At 54.6% G+C, this 19,863-nt stretch carries 16 protein-coding genes; 8 read left to right on the top strand and 8 right to left on the bottom strand.

Annotated features, from left to right (window positions below; all coding sequences use genetic code 11):
- Positions 1 to 77: 77 nt before the first annotated feature.
- The 7 genes from cysM (at position 78) to rluF (ending at position 9,926) form a co-directional block, all read left to right on the top strand.
- A complete protein-coding gene (gene cysM, locus ACT3RU_RS04265) occupies positions 78 to 974 on the top strand; it encodes a cysteine synthase CysM (RefSeq protein ID WP_087109203.1) in 897 nt (298 codons plus the stop codon).
- Positions 975 to 2,369, top strand: a complete 1,395-nt coding sequence (rlmD, locus tag ACT3RU_RS04260) for a 23S rRNA (uracil(1939)-C(5))-methyltransferase RlmD (RefSeq protein WP_192526398.1) — start codon at positions 975 to 977, stop codon at positions 2,367 to 2,369. It begins immediately after the preceding gene.
- Positions 2,370 to 2,437: 68 nt separating this feature from the next.
- On the top strand, positions 2,438 to 4,699 hold the full coding sequence (gene relA, locus ACT3RU_RS04255; protein ID WP_192526399.1) for a GTP diphosphokinase: 2,262 nt from the start codon (positions 2,438 to 2,440) through the stop codon (positions 4,697 to 4,699).
- Between the two features lie 14 nt (positions 4,700 to 4,713).
- On the top strand, positions 4,714 to 5,535 hold the full coding sequence (gene mazG / locus ACT3RU_RS04250) for a nucleoside triphosphate pyrophosphohydrolase (RefSeq protein WP_192526400.1): 822 nt from the start codon (positions 4,714 to 4,716) through the stop codon (positions 5,533 to 5,535).
- A gap of 51 nt (positions 5,536 to 5,586) precedes the next feature.
- Entirely contained in the window at positions 5,587 to 8,235 is a 2,649-nt protein-coding gene (gene ppc, locus ACT3RU_RS04245; protein WP_087109194.1) for a phosphoenolpyruvate carboxylase, read from the top strand.
- A gap of 74 nt (positions 8,236 to 8,309) precedes the next feature.
- Positions 8,310 to 8,855, top strand: coding sequence for a DUF924 family protein (locus ACT3RU_RS04240; RefSeq protein ID WP_192526401.1), 546 nt, complete (start codon positions 8,310 to 8,312; stop codon positions 8,853 to 8,855).
- A gap of 36 nt (positions 8,856 to 8,891) precedes the next feature.
- Complete coding sequence (gene rluF, locus ACT3RU_RS04235; protein ID WP_192526402.1) at positions 8,892 to 9,926, top strand: 23S rRNA pseudouridine(2604) synthase RluF; 1,035 nt, start codon at positions 8,892 to 8,894, stop codon at positions 9,924 to 9,926.
- A gap of 109 nt (positions 9,927 to 10,035) precedes the next feature.
- Here the strand turns inward: rluF and ACT3RU_RS04230 are convergent, their stop codons facing one another.
- Genes ACT3RU_RS04230 through ACT3RU_RS04220 form a run of 3 tightly spaced genes read right to left on the bottom strand, consistent with a single transcriptional unit; the run spans position 10,036 to position 12,380 of the window.
- Positions 10,036 to 10,695 (bottom strand): anthranilate synthase component II, encoded by a 660-nt coding sequence (locus ACT3RU_RS04230; protein ID WP_192526403.1) that lies wholly within the window; start codon positions 10,693 to 10,695, stop codon positions 10,036 to 10,038.
- Complete coding sequence (locus ACT3RU_RS04225; RefSeq protein WP_192526404.1) at positions 10,692 to 12,104, bottom strand: anthranilate synthase component I family protein; 1,413 nt, start codon at positions 12,102 to 12,104, stop codon at positions 10,692 to 10,694. The genes ACT3RU_RS04230 and ACT3RU_RS04225 overlap by 4 nt, the downstream gene beginning before the upstream one ends.
- A 3-nt stretch (positions 12,105 to 12,107) precedes the next feature.
- Positions 12,108 to 12,380, bottom strand: coding sequence for a Trp family transcriptional regulator (locus tag ACT3RU_RS04220; RefSeq protein ID WP_087109185.1), 273 nt, complete (start codon positions 12,378 to 12,380; stop codon positions 12,108 to 12,110).
- 286 nt (positions 12,381 to 12,666) lie between these two features.
- Between ACT3RU_RS04220 and ACT3RU_RS04215 the strand changes: the two genes are divergently transcribed.
- The gene (locus ACT3RU_RS04215) at positions 12,667 to 14,553 is read left to right on the top strand and encodes a monovalent cation:proton antiporter-2 (CPA2) family protein (RefSeq protein ID WP_192526405.1); all 1,887 of its coding nucleotides are present in this window, start codon (positions 12,667 to 12,669) and stop codon (positions 14,551 to 14,553) included.
- Between the two features lie 32 nt (positions 14,554 to 14,585).
- Here ACT3RU_RS04215 and ACT3RU_RS04210 read toward each other — a convergent pair whose 3' ends face one another.
- From ACT3RU_RS04210 to ACT3RU_RS04190, 5 genes are read right to left on the bottom strand one after another with little or no spacing between them, the layout of a single operon-like run.
- Positions 14,586 to 15,158 carry a hypothetical protein gene (locus ACT3RU_RS04210; protein ID WP_192526406.1) on the bottom strand — a complete coding sequence of 191 codons (573 nt, stop codon included), beginning with the start codon at positions 15,156 to 15,158 and terminating at the stop codon, positions 14,586 to 14,588.
- Positions 15,159 to 15,191: 33 nt separating this feature from the next.
- Positions 15,192 to 16,016: a methyltransferase domain-containing protein gene (locus tag ACT3RU_RS04205; protein ID WP_192526407.1), complete on the bottom strand. Its 825-nt coding sequence runs from the start codon at positions 16,014 to 16,016 to the stop codon at positions 15,192 to 15,194.
- Positions 16,013 to 16,930 (bottom strand): hydroxymethylglutaryl-CoA lyase, encoded by a 918-nt coding sequence (locus ACT3RU_RS04200; RefSeq protein WP_192526408.1) that lies wholly within the window; start codon positions 16,928 to 16,930, stop codon positions 16,013 to 16,015. The genes ACT3RU_RS04205 and ACT3RU_RS04200 overlap by 4 nt, the downstream gene beginning before the upstream one ends.
- 11 nt (positions 16,931 to 16,941) lie before the next feature.
- The gene (locus ACT3RU_RS04195) at positions 16,942 to 19,032 is read right to left on the bottom strand and encodes an acetyl/propionyl/methylcrotonyl-CoA carboxylase subunit alpha (protein WP_192526409.1); all 2,091 of its coding nucleotides are present in this window, start codon (positions 19,030 to 19,032) and stop codon (positions 16,942 to 16,944) included.
- Positions 19,029 to 19,853: an enoyl-CoA hydratase/isomerase family protein gene (locus ACT3RU_RS04190; RefSeq protein WP_192526410.1), complete on the bottom strand. Its 825-nt coding sequence runs from the start codon at positions 19,851 to 19,853 to the stop codon at positions 19,029 to 19,031. The genes ACT3RU_RS04195 and ACT3RU_RS04190 overlap by 4 nt, the downstream gene beginning before the upstream one ends.
- Positions 19,854 to 19,863: the final 10 nt, after the last annotated feature.

Here is a 19,863-nt window from a genome sequence, read left to right as displayed (position 1 = left end):
GATTCAATGTGGTTGCCTGTCCAGCGTACGACAGCACCGATATAATGCAGCATAACGGTAATGATAAGGAACGTGTGATGAATTATCCCATGCTAGAGGATGTGGTTGGCAACACTCCCTTGGTGCGTTTGAAGCGGATCACTGCTGGGCGCAACAATACGCTGTTGGCGAAGCTTGAGGGCAACAACCCCGCTGGTTCGGTAAAGGATCGTCCCGCGCTTTCGATGTTGAACGAAGCGGAAGCGCGTGGAGAAATAAAACCAGGCGATACCCTGATCGAGGCAACCTCGGGAAATACTGGTATTGCGCTCGCCATGGCGGCGGCTATCAAAGGCTACAACATGGTTCTGGTGATGCCTGAGAATGCGTCGGAGGAGCGTAAGCAGGCCATGGTGGCTTACGGCGCGACGCTGATTTCTGCCAGTAAGGCCGGTGGTATGGAAGAGGCCCGGGATATTGCCGATGCCATGATTGAACGGGGCGAAGGCAAGCCGCTGAACCAGTTTTCCAATCCGGACAACCCCTTGGCGCACTACCGTACAACGGGGCCTGAAATATGGCAGCAAACCCAGGGGGAGGTTACCCATTTTGTAAGCTCCATGGGCACAACGGGCACTATTATGGGGGTGTCTCGCTACCTCAAGGAGCAGAACGACGCTATTCAGATTGTCGGCTTGCAGCCCTCTGATGGCGCCAGCATTCCCGGTATTCGCCGTTGGCCGCAGGCGTACCTGCCCGAGATTTTTGAAGCCCCGCGGGTAGATATTACGCTGGATATTAGCCAGCAAGAGGCTGAGAGCAATATGCGCCGTCTGGCCCGTGAAGAGGGCATTCTGGCGGGTGTTTCATCGGGCGGCAGTCTTGCGGGTGCGCTGCGTATTGCTGAGCAAGTAGAAAATGCGGTCATCGTGTTTGTTGTGTGTGATCGGGGGGATCGTTACCTCTCAATGGGCCTATTCGGCCCGGAGCTATAAATGGCCATGCTGGGTAAGCGGCGCCCATCGCGCGCTGCATCAGGCAAATCAGGGCTGGTACGCCAGCCCGCTGCTAAATCAACAAGTGCTTCTGACACGAGTGATGCGCTGGTGGTTGAGCGATTGGCGCATGATGGCCGGGGAGTTGCTCATGACGCCACAGGTAAAACCGTGTTTATTGACCGGGCGCTTCCCGGCGAGCGTGTTGACGCTGCCGTGCATGTCAACCGCAAACGCTTTGATGAAGCGCATGTAAAAGCGCTGCTACACCGTTCTCAACAGCGCGTTGAGCCCCCCTGCGTTTATTTTGGCCAGTGCGGTGGTTGCCAATTGCAGCATATGGCGATTGAAGCACAACGCACGCATAAACAAGACGTTCTTTGCGAGCTGTTTGCTCGTCAGGGTATTGAACTGGGACCGCCCCATGTGCTTCATGGCAGTTCTGAGCACTATCGCCGCCGAGCGCGACTAGGCGTAAAAATAGATGGGCAGGGGAACGTGTTGCTGGGGTTTCGCGCAGCTCATAGTCATCGGTTAGTCGATATTCATCAGTGCCATGTATTGGTGGAGCCCTTACAAGCGCTTTTGCCTCCCTTGAGGGCCTTGTTAGCAACGCTTGAGGCGCCGCGTCTGGTGGGCCACATCGAGCTATTGGCCACTGCATCGGAATGCGTGCTCTTGGTCCGCCAGCTTAAAGCACATGCGCTGGATGCCGAGCGCTGGCAGGCGTTTGCCAAGCAACAGGGGGGGGCGCTTGGCGCGTGGCTGGGCCGCGAGTCTGCCAGTCTACACTGGTACAGCGCTGAACCGGTGCTGGAAGAGACCCTGCAGATAGAAGGCCAACCACCGCTCACGCTCACCTTTGCTCCCGGCGATTTTTTACAGGTTAATGCTGACGTTAACCAACAAATGGTGGCGCAAGTGGTGAAATGGCTTGCTCCCGCGCCTGGCCAGCATGTTATGGACCTGTTTGCCGGAATGGGTAACTTTAGCCTGCCCATCGCCTCGGGCGGTGCCAAGGTACATGCCGTTGAAGGCAGCGCTTCAATGGTGGCGCGCATCAGCAGCAATGCGGCGCGTAACGGGCTAGACGTAAGTGCTCAACAGGCTGATTTAAGCGATAGCGCAGCGGTTGAGACCTTGTTGACAAACCAGCAGCACCTTGATGCGCTGGTGCTGGACCCACCGCGTAACGGTGCAGAAACAGTGTGCAAGGCGCTGAGTCGTTACCCGGTACCCAGGCTTGCGTATGTGTCGTGTGACCCGGCAACGCTTGCCCGTGATGCGGCGCACTTGGTGCAGGCAGGCTATCGTATTAAGCAAGTAGCAGTGGCAGATATGTTCCTGCACACTGCACATATGGAATCGCTTATGCTGTTCGAGTACGAAGGCTAGTCCGCCTATCGCATCAAGCCACGGTATTCGCCGTCAAGACGAATACCCTGAAGGGATGAGTAAGAGTCATGGTGAAAGTGCGTGAAGACCAGCCGCTAATGGATAGCGGCGGGGTAGACATACAACAATGGTTAACGCGCCTGCAAGAAGATGTGCGTCTAAGTGAGCCTGAGCGTCTTATTGAAGCCTGCGAACTGGCAGAGCAACTCGAACGTGAGGCGCCTCGTACTCATCGTGAATGGCTATCTCTTGGTTCAAGCTTCCGTATGGGGCTTGAAATGGCAGACATTTTGGCAGACCTAAAGCTTGACCAGGCGACCCTGGAAGCGGCAGTGCTCTATCGCGCCGTGCGCGAAGGACTGTTGAGTCTGGAGGCCGTTTCCAAACGGTTTGGCAGTGAAGTTGCCACGTTAATTGATGGCGTCCTGCAAATGGCTGCCATCAGCTATCCACACGCTCCCAACCACGGTATGGCCCAGCATAATCAGCAGGAAAACCTGCGTAAAATGCTGGTCAATATGGTGAGCGATGTTCGCGTTGCGCTCATTAAAATCGCCGAGCGCACCTGTGCGCTGCGTCAGGTCAAGGATGCTCCGCTTGAAAAATGTCTGCAGGTAGCCCGCGAAGTCGCCGACATTTATGCACCCCTCGCGCATCGCTTAGGAGTGGGGCAAATCAAGTGGGAACTTGAAGACCTGTCGTTTCGCTATCTGCACGAAGAAGAGTACAAGGCGATCGCCAAGCTGCTTGCTGAGAAGCGCCTGGATCGAGAGCACTATATTCATGACGTGGTCGAAACGCTTAAAACGTTGATGGAAGCTCAGCATATTACCCATCACGACGTGAGTGGCCGAGCCAAACATATTTACTCGATCTGGCGTAAAATGAAGCGCAAAGGGATCGAATTTTCTGACGTACACGACGTTCGTGCAGTACGCATTTTGGTGCCAGAAGTCACCGACTGCTACACCGTATTAGGGATTGTTCATTCGCGTTGGCACCACGTCCCAGACGAATTTGACGACTATATCGCCAACCCTAAAAAGAACGGCTATCAATCGCTTCATACTGCGGTGGTCGGGCCTGAAAACAAAGTCCTCGAAATTCAAATCCGCACGTTTGCCATGCATGACGACGCAGAACTTGGGGTATGTGCCCACTGGCGCTATAAAGGGCACGACACCAACGCGAAAAGCCGCAGCTACGAAGAAAAAATTGCCTGGCTGCGTCAAGTGCTTGAATGGCAGGACGAAGTGGGCGATTTTGGTGATCTGCGCGAAGGGCTTTCAAGCGACGTTGCCCCGGACCGCAACTATGTCTTTACGCCTGACGGTCATGTTATCGACTTGCCGCGTATTGCCACCCCGATTGATTTTGCATACCGGGTTCATACCGAAATTGGCCACCGTTGCCGGGGCGCCAAAATTAACGGGCGCATTGTTCCGCTGACCTATGAGCTTAAAACGGGCCAGCAGGTGGAAATTCTTACCGCCACCAAAGCTGGGCCAAGCCGCGACTGGCTCAATCCTAATCTTGGCTACGTGCGCACATCACGAGCGCGCGCCAAAATTCAGGCATGGTTTAAGCATCAGGCCAGAGGCCAGAACCTGGAAGAGGGCCGGGTACTTTTTGAGCGAGAAATGCGCCGTCTTGATGTCGACGGGTTGGATCTACCCAAATTGGCCGACGCGGTTAATTATCAAAACGCTGATGATATGTATGCCGCTATCGGGGCAGGCGACCTGCGTATCGGGCAGGTATTGAACCAGGCCCAGCAGTTATTTGGCGAGACTGACGATCAGGAACAGCTGGAACGTTTACTTGCCAAACCGCGCAAGCAGCCGAGCAAACCCCCTAAAAGTGACATTACCGTGCTTGGCGTGGGCAATCTTAAAACCAGCATGGCTAACTGCTGCCGCCCCGTTCCGGGTGAGCAGATTGTGGGGTTTATCACCCAAGGGCGAGGAGTTACCGTACACCGTCAGGACTGCAGCAATATCCTCCAACTGCGTATGGAAGAGCCCCAGCGGATCATTGAAGTAGAATGGGGCGAGCGCGCCCATACGCGTTATCCGGTCACTATCGAAATCCAGGCTTGGGATCGCTCGGGCCTACTGCGCGATGTGACGGGCCTTCTAGGCAATGAGAAAGTCAATGTGCTGGCGGTGAATACGCTAACGGATACCAACGAAGGCATCGCCCGCCTGAGGATTACGTTAGAAGTGGATGGACTTGAATCTTTGGGGCGGCTCTTCTCACGTATTCAGCAACTGCCCAATGTGACCGAAGTGCGCCGCCTGCGAAACGCAGACCCTGAAAAAGGTGCCTAATATGGAGCGGCTTGATGCGCTATGATCTGGATGACCTGCTGACATTGATGCAGGTACTGCGCGACCCCGAACAAGGGTGCCCGTGGGATATTAAGCAAGGCTGGGACAGTATCGTTCCTCATACGCTGGAAGAAGCCTACGAGGTTGCCGATGCCATTGAGCGGCGCGCCTTTGATGAACTGCCGGGGGAGCTTGGCGATTTACTCTTTCAAGTCATCTATTACGCTCAGTTTGGTGCAGAAGAGCAGCGCTTTGATTTTCACGATATCGTACATACGTTGACGGCTAAAATGCTGCGCAGGCACCCGCATGTGTTTCCGGAGGGTACGCTTGGCTCGCGTAGGCCGCCAGGTGTTAGCGCTGAAGCGCTACAGACCCAACAGATTAATCAGCGCTGGGAGTCACTTAAGGCGGAAGAGCGCGCCCAACGTGTCATTGAGGCGCCTTCGGTACTTGATGACGTACCTCGCGCGTTGCCTGCGTTAAGCCGTGCGAACAAGCTTTCAAAGCGCGCGGCCCGGGTAGGTTTTGATTGGCCCGATACGCAGGGCGTTCTGGATAAAATTCGTGAAGAGCTGGGTGAGGTAGAAGAAGCACTGGCGACAGGAGATACACGCCATGCTCAGGAAGAAGTCGGTGATTTACTGTTTGCGGTCACCAATTTAGCCCGCAGTCTGGGTGCTGATCCTGAACAGTGCTTGCGTGGAACCAATCGTAAATTTGAACGTCGTTTTCGCTATGTGGAGCATGCCTTAAACGCGGCCCATCGACCGATAACGGAAGCCTCGCTGGAAGAGATGGAAGCTCACTGGCAGGCGGCTAAACATCAAGAATAAAGCATAAATTGATCATTAATAATGACGCGACCCCGCTAGGAGGCCTTGCCAATGAGTCACGACCTGCACGAATCGCTGCGCGATAACGTACGCATTTTAGGAGATAGCCTGGGACGCACCATAGCGGACGACCTGGGACAGGCATTTGTAGATAAAATTGAGACGATCCGAGCGCATGCCAAGCAAGGTCGTCAAGGTGACTCACTCCAGCAGCGCGCACTTATTGAGTATTTACGTCAGTTACCCGAGCGTGATCTGCTACCCGTTACGCGTGCCTTTAACCAGTTCTTGAATCTTGCCAACATTGCCGAGCAGCACTATCGCGCACGTTTTCGCCGTGTAGAAGACTACAAACCCGGCACCCAGCCAACCCTCAACGGGCTGCTTGAGCGGGCCCAACTGGCGGGTAATTCACCGCGTAAGCTGGTCGAAACACTCGCCAATATGCGGGTGGAACTGGTGCTTACTGCCCACCCGACAGAAGTTATTCGCCGTACGCTAATCCAAAAATACGACGCAATTGATGAGTGCCTAACCGCCATCGAAGGTTCTGGCGACTATCCAGAGCGCGGTACGCGCGCTCACGGGCGGTTAGAAGAATTGATTAGCCAGGCATGGCATACCGATGAAATTCGCCATGAGCGGCCAACCCCGGTTGATGAAGCCAAATGGGGATTTGCGGTTATCGAGAACTCGCTATGGCAAGCCGTGCCTGACTTCCATCGTGATCTGGATAATCTACTGCTGGATACTGCTGGTGAGCGCCTTCCGCTGGATGCTGCACCCATTCGCTATGCTTCATGGATGGGGGGCGACCGGGACGGCAACCCTAATGTTACTTCACGAATCACCCGAGAAGTGCTTCTTCTGGGGCGCTGGATGGCCGCAGACCTTTACCTGCGCGACCTGGAACAGCTTAAAACTGAGCTTTCCATGTGGAAGGCCAATAGCGCACTAAAAGCAGAAGTGGGCGATGTCGCCGAGCCGTATCGCGAGCTGCTTAAACGCCTTTTAGCCAAGGTGGAAGCAACCCGGGACTGGGCCAAGGCGAAGCTTGATGGCCGCAATTACGACGGCGGGCCGATTATTGAAACTCGCGACCAACTTTATGCGCCGCTGCTGGCTTGCTACCGCTCTTTATGCGATGTGGGTTTGGACACCATTGCCAATGGTGCCTTGCTCGATACGCTGCGCCGCGTCGCCGTGTTTGGAGTAACGCTGACCAAGCTGGATTTACGTCAAGAAGCCAGCCGCCACGCCCAAGTGATCGAAGAACTCACCAGCACATTAGGCCTGGGACACTACCAGGAGTGGAGCGAAGCTCAGCGCCAGGCGTTCCTGTTGGAGGAGCTGGCGTCTAGCCGACCCCTGATCCCACGCCGTTGGGAGTGTTCTGCCGAGTGTCGTGAAGTACTGGATACTTTTAAGGTCATCGCCCAGGAGCATTCAGAGGCACTGGGTACCTACATTATTTCCATGGCTGGCGAGCCGTCAGATGTACTGACCGTTGCGCTGTTAATGAAAGAGGTGGGTGGCCAAGTCACGCTGCCCATTGCACCACTGTTTGAAACCCTCAACGACTTGGATCACGCGGGTGCGGTTGTCGAACAGCTCCTGTCGCTGCCTGGTTACCGAGCACTGATTAATGACCGTCAGGAAATCATGATCGGTTACTCCGACTCTGCCAAGGATGCCGGGCAACTGGCGGCTGCCTGGGCGCAGTATCGGGCTCAGGAAGCGTTGGTTAATGTGTGTGAAAAACACGGTGTTGACCTGACCCTGTTCCACGGCCGCGGCGGCACCGTCGGCCGTGGGGGCGGCCCCGCTCACGCAGCGATCTTGTCGCAGCCACCGGGCTCGGTAAACGGCAGTTTGCGGGTGACAGAGCAGGGAGAAATGATTCGCTTCAAGTTCGGCCAGCCGGATATCGCGCTGCGGTCAATGGAAATTTACGCTTGCGCGGTGCTTGAAGCCACCTTGCTACCGCCACCGGCGCCTGACCCCCGCTGGCGCGAAGAGATGGATAAGCTCGCTCACATTGCGCACGTCGGTTATGTGGGCGTGGTGCGCGAGGACCCTGACTTTGTGCCTTACTTCCGTGCGGTAACGCCAGAAGGGGCACTAGGTAGGCTGCCGCTGGGGTCACGCCCCACCAAGCGGCGTCAGGACGGTGGCGTGGAAACGCTCCGTGCGATTCCGTGGATTTTCGCCTGGACCCAAATTCGCCTAATGCTGCCCGCATGGCTAGGCAGTGGCGAAGCGTTCCTGCAGCGCCTGGAAGAGCCCGGCGGACGCGAGCTGCTCCAGGAAATGCGTGATCAATGGCCATTTTTTGGCACCTATCTGGATATGTTGGAAATGTTACTGGCCAAAGCCGATGTGGCCATTGCGGCGTACTACGAGCACCGGCTAGTGGATGAGCCATCCTTAAAAGCCTTAGGCAAAAAGCTTCGCGAGCGTTTTGAGCGGTTGGAAAACGTGGTGCTGGAAATACTCGAGCAGGATGAGTTGCTTGAGAAGACGCCACTGATCCGCCAGGCCATTGACGTGCGTAACCCCTACATTGACCCGCTGCATGGGCTGCAGGCTGAGCTTTTACAGCGTAACCGCGACGCCGATGGCGCGATCAGCGGTGACCTTTCCCGGGCGCTCATGGTGACCATGGCAGGTATCTCGGCGGGGCTGCGCAATACGGGTTAATTAGCGGCAACATTAGAAATGCGTATACCGCCAGTACGGCTGGCGGCATTTATGTATGTTCTCAGGAGGCGGCAATGAATTTGGATGCTCAAGCGGTGTTGCAGTTCTGGTTTAATGAACTAACCCCGGCGCAGTGGTTTAAGAAAGACACCGAGATGGACGCCGCTATCATGGCGCGTTTTGGAGAGTTGCACGGCCATGTTGTCCAGTGCGAATGTTATACGTGGCGGGATACACCGCAGGGGCGTCTGGCCGAAATTATTGTGCTTGATCAGTTTTCGCGCAATATGTACCGCGATAATGCCCGCGCGTTTGCGTTTGATGCGCTCGCGCTTGCCCTCGCCCAGGAAGCCGTGGCAGCAGGTGCCGACATGGCGTTAACGCCTGAAGAGCGCAGCTTTGTATATATGCCTTATATGCATAGCGAATCGAAAACGATTCATGCCCAGGCAATGGTACTCTTCGACCAGCCAGGGCTTGAAAACAATCTTGATTTTGAAGTTCGTCATAAGGCGATTATTGACCGCTTTGGTCGTTACCCTCATCGCAATATGCTATTGGGGAGAGCGTCCAGCGATGAAGAAATCGCCTTTCTAGAACAGCCTGGCTCCTCTTTCTAGCGGCGCTTTTATCCACTTTTAGCCTTACGGCGTGTTATGTCATTACGAAAATCGACTCGAATCAATAAATATATTAGTGAAAGCGGCCTTTGCTCGCGCCGTGAGGCAGACCGCTATGTAGAGCAGGGCAATGTCTGGATCAACGGCCGTCGTGCGACAACCGGTGACCAGGTAGTGGCTGGTGACCGTGTAAAGGTGAATGGTCAGGAAATTGAACCCCAAGAGGAAGAGGACTTTATTCTGATTGCGCTCAATAAGCCTGTTGGTATTGTGAGCACGACTGAATCGAGTGAAAAAGACAATATTGTTGAGTTCGTAAAACATGGAGCACGTATTTTCCCCATTGGTCGGCTGGATAAAGACTCCCAAGGGCTGATTTTTTTAACCAATAATGGGGATCTGGTTAATAAAATCCTCCGTGCCAACAACAATCACGAAAAAGAGTACCAGGTAACGGTTAACAAGCCGATTACGGAGGAATTTGTTGAGGGGATGCAAAAGGGTGTGCCGATTCTTGGCCAGGTCACCAAAAAGTGCCAGGTGCAGAAAGTGTCCACTTTTGTGTTCACTGTCACGCTAGTGCAGGGGTTAAATCGCCAGATACGCCGGATGTGCGAATACTTCGGTTATGACGTTACCCAATTAATACGCACGCGGATCATGAATGTGTCTTTGAAGGGATTGGCGCTGGGTGACTGGCGTGATTTAACGCCCAAAGAGGTGGAGACTATCATTGCCCTGACGGAGAGCGCTGACGATAGTGCAGCGCCTCCTAAACCGGCTAAGCCGAAAGCCAAGCCTCGGGCACCTACTGGGCAACATCCACGTAAGGGAAAACCGGGAACGGGGGCAAAATCCGATAGCGCTGGTAAAGCGGCGGGCAGTAAATCGCGCTCAAACGCCAGGGGCAAACCCGGTACTTCCAAAGCTCACCCAAAAGCAAAAGCCGCAGCGGGCGGCAAACCGGCAGCCCAAGGTAAACGTAATGGTAAGCCTTTCGGTAAAGGGCAGCCCGGGGCAGGTAAACCAGCAGCGCGAGGAAAAGCGCCACGCCCCAAAACAAAACGCTAAGCTTTTTAGGCGATGAAGGTAAAGGTCGTTAAACCACTTGCCAACATTAAAAAGTGGGAGACGCCATTAAAGGGCCTCCCGCTTTTTTTGTGGTGTATTTTAAAATGAATTATGCCAGCAAGAAGTTGGCAATCAGCTCTTTACCCCCTTCGGTGGCAAAGGATTCGGGGTGAAACTGAATGCCGTGGATCGGATAGTCGCGGTGCTTGACGCCCATCAGCTCGAACTCCCCAGTGGCTTCCCAGTGCTCTCGCTGTTCAAAGTGGATCGCCTCCAGGCTACCCACCGCAGCGGTCACTTCCAGGCACTCGGGTAGCGAGCCTGCATCAGCAATTAGCGAGTGGTAGCGCATCACCTCAAGCTGGTCCGGCACGCCTTTAAATACCGACTGCTGATTATGCGTAACCGGACTGATCTTGCCGTGCATGGGGAGCGGTGCTTTCACCACTTGGCCGCCAAACACATGAACAATCCCCTGCATCCCCAGGCAGACACCCAGCAGCGGTGTTGTCTTCCCCAGCTCTTTGATGACCTCTGCACAGACGCCGAAGTAGCGTGGGTCGTCTGGCGAGCCAGGCCCCGGCGAGATAATAATACGGTCCGGCGCCATTGCCACAATATCGGTAAATTGAACCTGGTCGTTGCGCTTTACCACAATCTCAAAGTCATTCACCGCGCCACGGTTTTTTTCTGTAGTGAGAATCTCGCCAATAAATTGGTACAGGTTATAGGTGAACGAATCGTAGTTATCGATGATTAACACTTTCATGCCAGGCTCTCCGAATCCATAAAGGGGGCTAAGGCTTTACGCGTACCGGCAAATTTACGGCGTATTTCTTCATACTCATCGGCGGCGTTACTATCAAAAACGTTGCCACCACAGGTCTGCACATAGGCCCGCTCGCCGCTGACAAACACGGTGCGAATCGGAATCGCAAAAGTGCAGTCACCGTTAAACGAAAACTGGCCAACCGCGCCGCCGTAAGGGCCCCGGCCATCGTTTTCCAGGTCATCGATAATTTTCATGGCTTCAATTTTGGGCGCACCGGTAAGCGTGCCCGCAGGGAAGTTGCTGGCCAAGGCACTAAACATGTCTTCGCCCTCGGCAATAATGCCGACGATTTCGCTGGAAATATGCTGAACATGGCTAAAGCGCTTAATGTCCATCAGGCTGCGCACCTTGACCGTGCCAAACTGGGCAACCCGGCCAATATCATTGCGATGTAGATCAACAATCATATTGTGCTCGGCAATCTCTTTAGGATCGTTAAGCAGGGTACGGGCCAGCTGAGTATCTTCTTGGGGCGTTTGGCCACGGGTAGTGGTGCCTGCCAGCGGGAAGGTTTCCATTTCACCCTGGCGCAGGCGAAACAGCAGCTCGGGGCTTGCTCCTATCAGCTTCTGATCACCAAACTTCATGTAGTACATCTGAGGAGAAGGGTTAATCGTGCGCAGCTGGTCGTACAGAGCGACCGTATCGCCCTCGATACGAAAGCGCTTTTTAAACCCGACTTCACACTGGAACACCTTGCCGTCGATAATATCCTGCTTGACCTTGGCGACCGCTGCGGCGTGTTCTGCTTGGCTCATGGTGTCGCCAAGCGCGGTAATTTTCAGGTCGTCGCTCTCGATATCCTCAGCGTCGATAAGCGTTTGCAGGAAATCAGAGCGGCTATGGTCGTAATAGAAGTAGGTTACCTCGCCGGTCATCTTATCGAGGATAAGCCCATCTTTATAAAGCCCAAACCGAAACGTATCAAAGTCATCATTGGCTTTTAAGGAAAGCGTAGGCTCAAAGTACTGCATCGCGTCATAGCCTAAATACCCGCTCAGCCCACCAGCATACTTACGCGAAATAATATTTTGCGGGATCAGGCTGCGCAGTAATTCATAAGGATTATCGCTTGGGTAGTGCTCGGCCTTGCCGGCACGGTCCTCGATGGTCAGCGTCTGGCCATTCGCGTAAATGGTATATTCAGGATCAAATCCAATGATTGAATGACGGGCGATGTGGCTGTCTTCACCCAGCGATTCAAGCATGTAACAGGTATCGAACTGCTTCTCTATTTTTTTGAATAGGCCAAAAAAGTCACAGTCTGCGGCAAGTGTGACGTAGTGGGGCTTACGCGACAGAGTAAACGGACGCGGGCCAGCATCTGATTGAGCGTGGATAGTCATGATTCAGCGATCCAGTAATGAGTGAGAAGTGCCTAGCGCACGTGAGCCGCGAGAAACCGTCGCAATACCAACTCCCAGCAATTCAGCAATTTTGCGGTGTGGCACGCCATCACGCAGTAAATTAAAAATCTGCAGACGTTTGCTGATTTCCTGGTACTCCGCCGGCGTCAGAAGGCTTTCAAGTGCTTCATTCATGGCCTCAGAGCTATCAATGGCCACAAGGTAATTAATCAATTCAGTTTGGTAAACATCATCGGTAGAACTGGATATAGGCATGAGCGCACCAATATTTGAATGCTGTACTAGCGTACTAGTACGATATATTGGTTGGCGAAGAAGTCAAGTCATTCGAGGGGCAAGTCACTCAAAGAGCAAGTCGTTCGATGGAATAGCCCTACGAGTAATTTGGTGCAGCAAGGGCAGGGTACTGGCGTATCAAGTTATCTAAATACGAGAGGATGCTAAGGTTTTAAATAAAAAGCGCATGCTTGTATAAACAAGTGCGAAGCATTAACGGGCGCTCATCGTCTAATATAGCGATATCTTGTTTAAGGAGTGCGGTATGACGGCCTATTTTATTCAAGCATTTATCTACCTTTTGGCGGCAGTCATTGCGGTGCCACTGGCCAAGCGGTTGGGTTTGGGGTCAGTGTTGGGCTATCTTATCGCCGGGGTTGTCATTGGCCCGGTATTTGGCTTGGTAGGGCAGGAAACCAACACCATTCAGCACTTTGCCGAGTTTGGCGTGGTCATGATGCTGTTTCTGGTCGGTATGGAGCTTGACCCCAAAAGCCTTTGGGCGATGCGGGTTCGCCTGGTCGGCCTTGGTGGCTTGCAAGTAATCATTACCGCAGCGGCAGGTACGCTGATTGCATGGTGGTTAGGTCTGGTATGGCAAACGGCGCTAACCGTTGGGTTGATTTTTGCGCTCTCTTCTACCGCTATTGTGTTGCAAACCCTCAATGAAAAAGGCTTGGCTAGAACCGAGGGCGGGCGTAGCGCGTTCTCGGTTTTGCTTTTTCAGGATATAGCGGTTATTCCCATGTTGGCGCTTATTCCGCTTTTAGCTCTGCCCGAATTAATGGGGGCACCAGGTGGTGAGCCCGACCATGGTAGCTTCAATTTGGTCGCGCACCTGACTGGCTGGACCCATGCGCTCGTGGTGGTCGGCTCCATTGCTGCGGTGATACTTGGTGGGTACTACCTGGGGCCGTTGCTCTTTCGTTATGTGGTGGGCGCAGGGCTTCGCGAAGTATTTACCGCCACGGCGCTGATGGTGGTTATCGGTATTGCAGCACTTATGAGCCTAGTGAATTTATCGCCAGCACTGGGGGCATTTTTGGCCGGTGTCGTGCTTGCCAACAGTGAGTTTAAGCATGAGCTGGAAGCCAATATCGAGCCCTTTAAAGGTTTACTGCTGGGGCTATTCTTCATCACTGTTGGTGCGGGCATTAATTTCGATGTGCTGGCGGCCGAGTGGGCCACCGTCGTGTCGTTGGGTATTGCAGTTATTGTTGTTAAAGCGGTCGTGTTATTGGCGCTTGCCTGGTTGTTTAAGATCAAGGGAAGCAACTTTTGGCTCTTTGCGCTAAGCCTGGCCCAAGCGGGCGAGTTTGGGTTTGTACTGCTGACCTACAGCGTACAAAGCAGCGTGATACCGGCAGACACCGCGCAGATACTCTCACTGGTCGTCGCACTTTCAATGTTTTTAACGCCGCTTCTGTTTATTGCTTATGACCGCTTGGTGCTGCCGCATTATCTGGTTGCAAAAGAGGGCCGAGACGCCGATGCCATTGAGGAACAGGCGCCCGTTATCATTGCGGGAGTAGGACGCTTTGGGCAAATCATCTGCCGCCTGCTGCGGGCCAATAATATCCCGATGGTAGTGCTTGACCTTGAGCTGGAGCAGATCGAAAACTCTCGTCGAATCAATATTAAAAGCTACTTTGGCGATGCCAGCCGTTCTGATCTCTTGGAAAGGGCGGGCATTGAAAGCACCCGCCTTTTGGTGGTCGCCATTGATGATCGTGAGCGTGCTGTACAGATGATTCAACACGTAAAACACTATTATCCCAACGTGTGGGTGCTGGCACGCGCCTTTGACCGTGGGCATGGTTATCAACTGCGTGAAGCCGGGGCCGATGATGTGGTGAGTGAAACGTATCATTCCGCATTGGAGCTTGGTGGCCATGCACTATCGGCCATGGGCGTACATCCCATGCGGGCCAAGCAAATGACCTGGTCATTTGTACAAAATGAAGAAGCCCATGAAGACGAGCTATTTGAGGCTTGGAAAGAGATCGAAGGCGGCATCAGCTTTAGCCCGCGTTATGGTGAGCTATTTATGAAATTGGAGGAGTCACTTAATAGTGCTATGCAACAAGACTGGCAGGAACCCAAACGTGAGGATGTGCCGGTTTGGACAGCACCTGTAGAAGACCAGCGGTAGGTTAATAACGCAAACGTACTGAGAGGTAACGACTAAAACGGCAAATGCAGCGAGGCGCTGAGTTGATTGAGGTGGCTTAACGTCGGCGCATCTACGCGCTCATATTCCAAGCGCGTGACCATCTGGTTAAGCGTCATGGTGGCACCAAAGCCTTGAAGCCAAGCAGTGCCGCCTTCGTCTGCACCCTGAAGCTCATGGGTGTCGCCGCGCCACTCGGTCAGGCCAGATTTAGCGTACATGCTAAAAGCGCCCATACGTACGCCCGCTACAATGGCACCGCCTAAACTAAGCGTATCCATAATCATTGGCGACATGCTGGAGGCAATCGGGACTTCTTCGCTTTCGCGGTAGGCGATTTCAGCGCCAATATCCAATTGAGGGAGTTGCCAAGGGCTAAAACCAGCGGTCACTCGAAAGCCTGACGTGTAGGTGTCCAGGCTGCTTAAGTCGCTGCCTTCCAGCACCACACCATTGTCCAGTTGCAGGAGTTCACTGTTGGGTGAGGCATACGCGATCACCGGCAACGTATCATTGGCGGCAGCGGTGAGTAAAGGTAGGGTTGAACCAACAACGCTGTACAGGAGTACCCCAGTCAAGCGTTTCATTGATGTTCCTCATCCTTGGTCTTGATTGTTATCTCAACCAGCATAGCAAGAGGCTTTAACTTCTACCAAATTAATTGCGTGGTTTTGGAGGTTAAACACCAGATTTCTGCCCATTTCCATAAAGCGCTCACCAAAGATCCATTGGGGAGACAAGGCAGATGCCTGAGTCGTTTGCTCCTTTATTCGCTGGCGTTCACGCCACTCAAGCGCTCTATCACTCCAGTCAACGTTATGCTCGACAATAAAACCACAGCAGCTTAATTGTTCAATGAGCGCTTCATGGCTAAGCAGGCAGGAGTGAACGGGCGTTGCCGCCCAGGGAATAGGGTAGCGCAAGGCTTCTGCATTTTGGCCTCTCACCACTTCGTGCATTACCAAATGCCCGCCCGGGCGAAGTACGCGGTAGCTCTCGGTAAGCACCTGATTAATGTTAGGCATATTCAACAGGCTGTGCTGAAACACAAGCGCATCAAAGCTGTTATCGACAAAGGGAAGGGCGCAAGCATCACCGGTTACCCAATTTAGCGAGGCGCTCTGAGAAGATGCCAACGTGCTAAGCGTTTTATTAAGTGCGTTAAAGCGTTGGGTGATGTCCAGGCCGGTCATGTGAAAACCTAACGCCGACCCTTGGCGCATTAACCCACCCAGCCCCGCGCCAATATCCAATACGCGTGGATGAAGGGCCGGGTCCAGCAGGGCGAGCAGCCGGGCGGAGGCCGTTACGCCGCCTATATGAAGCTGGTCCAGCGGTGCTAACTGATGCAGAGTAGGCCCCGCAGGGTAATGGCGCTGAATCTGCGCTAGCACCTCGGCATCGCGTAGCCCTTGCTGATAATGCGCCGCTAACGAGGGGGTCATGACAACACTCTGGCCAAAGCAACGTTTGAGGTCGGCTTACGCCCCAGTGCTTGGGTAATCCAATGGCCTGTATCCAGCACGGCCTGCAGGTCAATCCCCGTTTCAATGCCTAAACCTTCCAGCAGGTAGAGCACGTCTTCAGTGGCGACGTTGCCAGAGGCACCTTTGGCGTAAGGGCAACCGCCCAAACCGCCGGTCGCGGCATCAATCACGCTAATGCCTTCTTCCATGACCGCATAAAGATTGGCAATAGCCATACCGTAGGTATCGTGAAAATGCGCCGCCAGCCGATCAATCGGCACCTGCCGAGAGACAGCCTCAATCATTCGTTTGGCCGCCAGCGGCGTACCCACCCCAATGGTGTCGCCGAGGGAAATCTCATAGCAGCCCATGTCATAAAGTGCCTTGGCCACCTGAGCGACTTTCTCGGGTGGAATATCGCCTTCATAAGGGCAGCCCAGTACGCAGGAAACGTAGCCACGCACACGCACATTGGCTTCCTGGGCACGCTTGAGCACAGGCTCGAATCGCTCAAGGGATTCCGCAATCGAGCAGTTGATGTTCTTCTGCGAAAACGCCTCAGAGGCCGCGCCAAATACCGCGACTTCATCGACCCCTGCAGCCAACGCATTTTCAAGCCCCTTGAGATTAGGGGTAAGAGCCGAGTAAACCACGCCGGGAGTGCGGGTAATGCCCTGCATTACTTCGGTAGCATCACTCATTTGCGGCACCCATGTAGGCGATACAAAGCTTGCCGCTTCAATATGGCGGATGCCGGCATTGGCAAGCCGATGAATCAGCTCAATTTTAGTTGCGGTAGGCACCATGGCCCCCGGCTCGTTTTGCAGGCCGTCTCGGGGGGCCATTTCGAACAGGCGTACGCGCAGGGGTAGGCTGGATGGGCGCAGTGCCATAGTAAAGCTCCTTATTCGCCAGGGGCGAAGTCGAGTAATACATCGCCCTGGCTAACGGTATCGCCTGCCTGAAAGCAGAAACCTTCCACGCGGCCGTTAGTCGGCGCGGTTATGGTGTGTTCCATCTTCATGGCTTCCATGACCATCAAGGGAATGCCTTTTTCAACGCTCGTACCGGCTTCAACCAATAGCGCCACCACCGTGCCATGCATGGGGGCGGTAAAGCTTGCCTGCACTTCATGCTGGCCGTGATCAATCGCATCAATGCGCTGCCAATAAAGGCGGGTTTCGCCCTGCGGGTCGACCATGATTAACACATTGCCATCGTGCTGGGCTTGCAAGCGGCGGCGGTGTCCGTTAAGGGTAATTGCCACGGCATTGCCGATAAGCGGTTGAAGGCTGGCGCTAAAGGTTTGCCCTTTAACGGCGTGGCCATTAATGGTTAGGTGCCATTCTGGGTCACCCGGGTGTCGTTTGCCTTCTACCACCACTAGGGGGCTTGCGTCCTCCAGCGCCTGAGCGTGCTTGGGATCATGCAAGGCGATGCGCACCGTGCGTGGCGCGTTAAGTCGAAATCCATCGTGACGATCCCAGGGCGAGTTGCTTTCACACTCCTGGGCCAGTTGGTGTAACGCCAGCAACGCGGCGCTGGCATACTCTTCAGGCTGATAGTGGTGCGCGGCAAACAGAGTGGCCTCGTGGCGCTCGATAAACCGCGTATCCAGCTCTACGTTCTTAAACGCGGGGTGAGTCGCCAGGCGCTGCAAAAAAGCCCGGTTGGTGACCACGCCCTGTATGTCGAGGGCCGCTAGCGCACGGTTAAGCGTAGCCAGGGCGGCGTCCCGGTCACTGCCATGCACAATCAGCTTGGCAAGCATGGGGTCGTAGTGCATGGAAACTGTATCACCGCTTTCCACACCGCTATCCAGACGTACTTGATCGGCCTGTAAGTTGGTACCCGCTAAATCGAGCGCAAAGCGAGTAAGCTGCCCCGTGGCGGGTAAAAAGTCCTGATCAGGGTCTTCGGCATAAAGGCGTGCTTCAAAACTGTGCCCGGTGATCGTCAATTCATCTTGCGTGCAAGGCAGTGATTCACCCATTGCCACGCGCAGCTGCCATTCAACCAAATCCTGGCCGGTGATCATTTCAGTCACCGGGTGCTCAACCTGAAGGCGGGTGTTCATCTCCATAAAGTAGAATGACCCATCCTGCCCTGGTGACGCGTCGAGCAGAAACTCAACCGTGCCCGCGCCCACGTAGCCAATTTCCTGAGCGGCACGTACCGCCGCATTGCCTATCGCTGCGCGTAATTCAGGCGTCATGCCGGGGGCGGGGGCTTCTTCGAGGACTTTTTGGTGGCGGCGTTGAACGCTGCAGTCGCGCTCGAACAGGTACACGCCGTGGCCATGGCGATCACAAAACACCTGTACTTCCACGTGGCGTGGCTGAACCAGGTATTTTTCAATCAGCATACGATCATCGCCGAAGGCGGCTTTAGACTCGCGGCGACAGCCTTCCAGTGCCGCCTGAAAGGCCTCGCTTTTTTCGACCACGCGCATGCCTTTGCCGCCACCACCGGCGCTGGCTTTGAGCATGACCGGGTAACCGATGTTATCGGCCTCGGCGCGTAGCAAATCATCATCCTGGTTATCGCCGTGGTAGCCCGGCACCAGCGGTACATCCGCATTGGCCATGCGCGCTTTGGCGGCCGATTTATCCCCCATGGCGGCAATGGCTGACGCGGGCGGCCCTATAAAGGTGATACCTGCTTCTTCGAGCGCTTTTACAAACGCGCCGTTTTCCGAAAGAAAGCCGTAGCCAGGGTGAATGGCGCCACTACCGGTGCGCTTGGCGGCGTCAATCACCGCCTCGATATTTAGATAACTTTCGCGCGCAGCGGCGGGGCCAATGCGAATGGCTTCATCGGCTTCACGTACGTGGCGGGCGTTGGCGTCGGCATCGGAATACACGGCAACGGTTTTAAGCCCCATAAGGCGTGCGGTGCGCATTATCCGGCAGGCAATTTCACCCCGGTTGGCGATCAGCAGCGTGTCAAAGGGTGTGGTACGCAGGTTAGGTTCAGACGACGTTAGGTGGCTCATGAGCGGCGCTCCTTGGCATAGCCGGATAGAGGCGTTTCAGCCCAGGCGGGGCGACGCTTTTCAAAAAATCCAGCCAGACCTTCCTGGCCTTCCTGGCTAACCCGCAGCTTGGCAATCACCTGACAGGTTTGTTCGCGCGTGGCGTCAGAATCAGGCGATTGGCTGACTATTTCGAGCAGCGCTTTGGTAGCCTGCTGCGCCTGCGGTGAACCGGCGAGCAACGTTTCCAGCATGGCGTCTACCGCGCTATCCAGTGCGCCGTGTTCAACGGCCTGATGGGCCAGGCCCAGGCTGAGCGCCGTAGGCGCGTCGATGACTTCAGCGCTCAACGCGTAACGGCGCATCTGGCGCGCGCCGAGTGCACGCTGCACATAGGGGCTGATGACTGCAGGCGAGAGGCCAATCTTGACTTCTGAAAGGCAGAACCTGGCTTTATCGGAGGCAATAACGATATCGCAGCAGGCGGCCAAACCTACGGCGCCGCCAAAGGCTGGGCCTTGAACCCGGCACAGCGTGGGGCAGGGCAGCGTATCCAGGCGATGCATCAGGGTGGCGAGTTTGCGCGAATCGGCCAGATTGTCTTCAACGTCGTAATCGACCATGCGCTTCATCCAGTTCAAATCCGCGCCCGCTGAGAAACTGTTGCCTTCAGAACCCAGCACCACCACGCGAATCTCTCCGCTTTTTATCAGCGGTTGAAGCTGGTCAAGGTGTGCGTTCAGCTCGGCAATCAGCTGGTCATCAAAGGCGTTATGAACGTCCGGTCGATTAAGGGTTAAGCGGGCAACGCTTGCATCAATAGTTAACGTTGAATTTGTCATGATAGAGCCC

This window comes from Halomonas sp. TP35 (assembly GCF_052375975.1).
In the GTDB taxonomy this organism is placed as follows: Bacteria; Pseudomonadota; Gammaproteobacteria; order Pseudomonadales; family Halomonadaceae; genus Vreelandella; species Vreelandella citrativorans.
The sequence above is the reverse complement of the archived record's forward strand: the minus strand, read 5'-3'. Positions and strand labels throughout refer to the sequence as shown.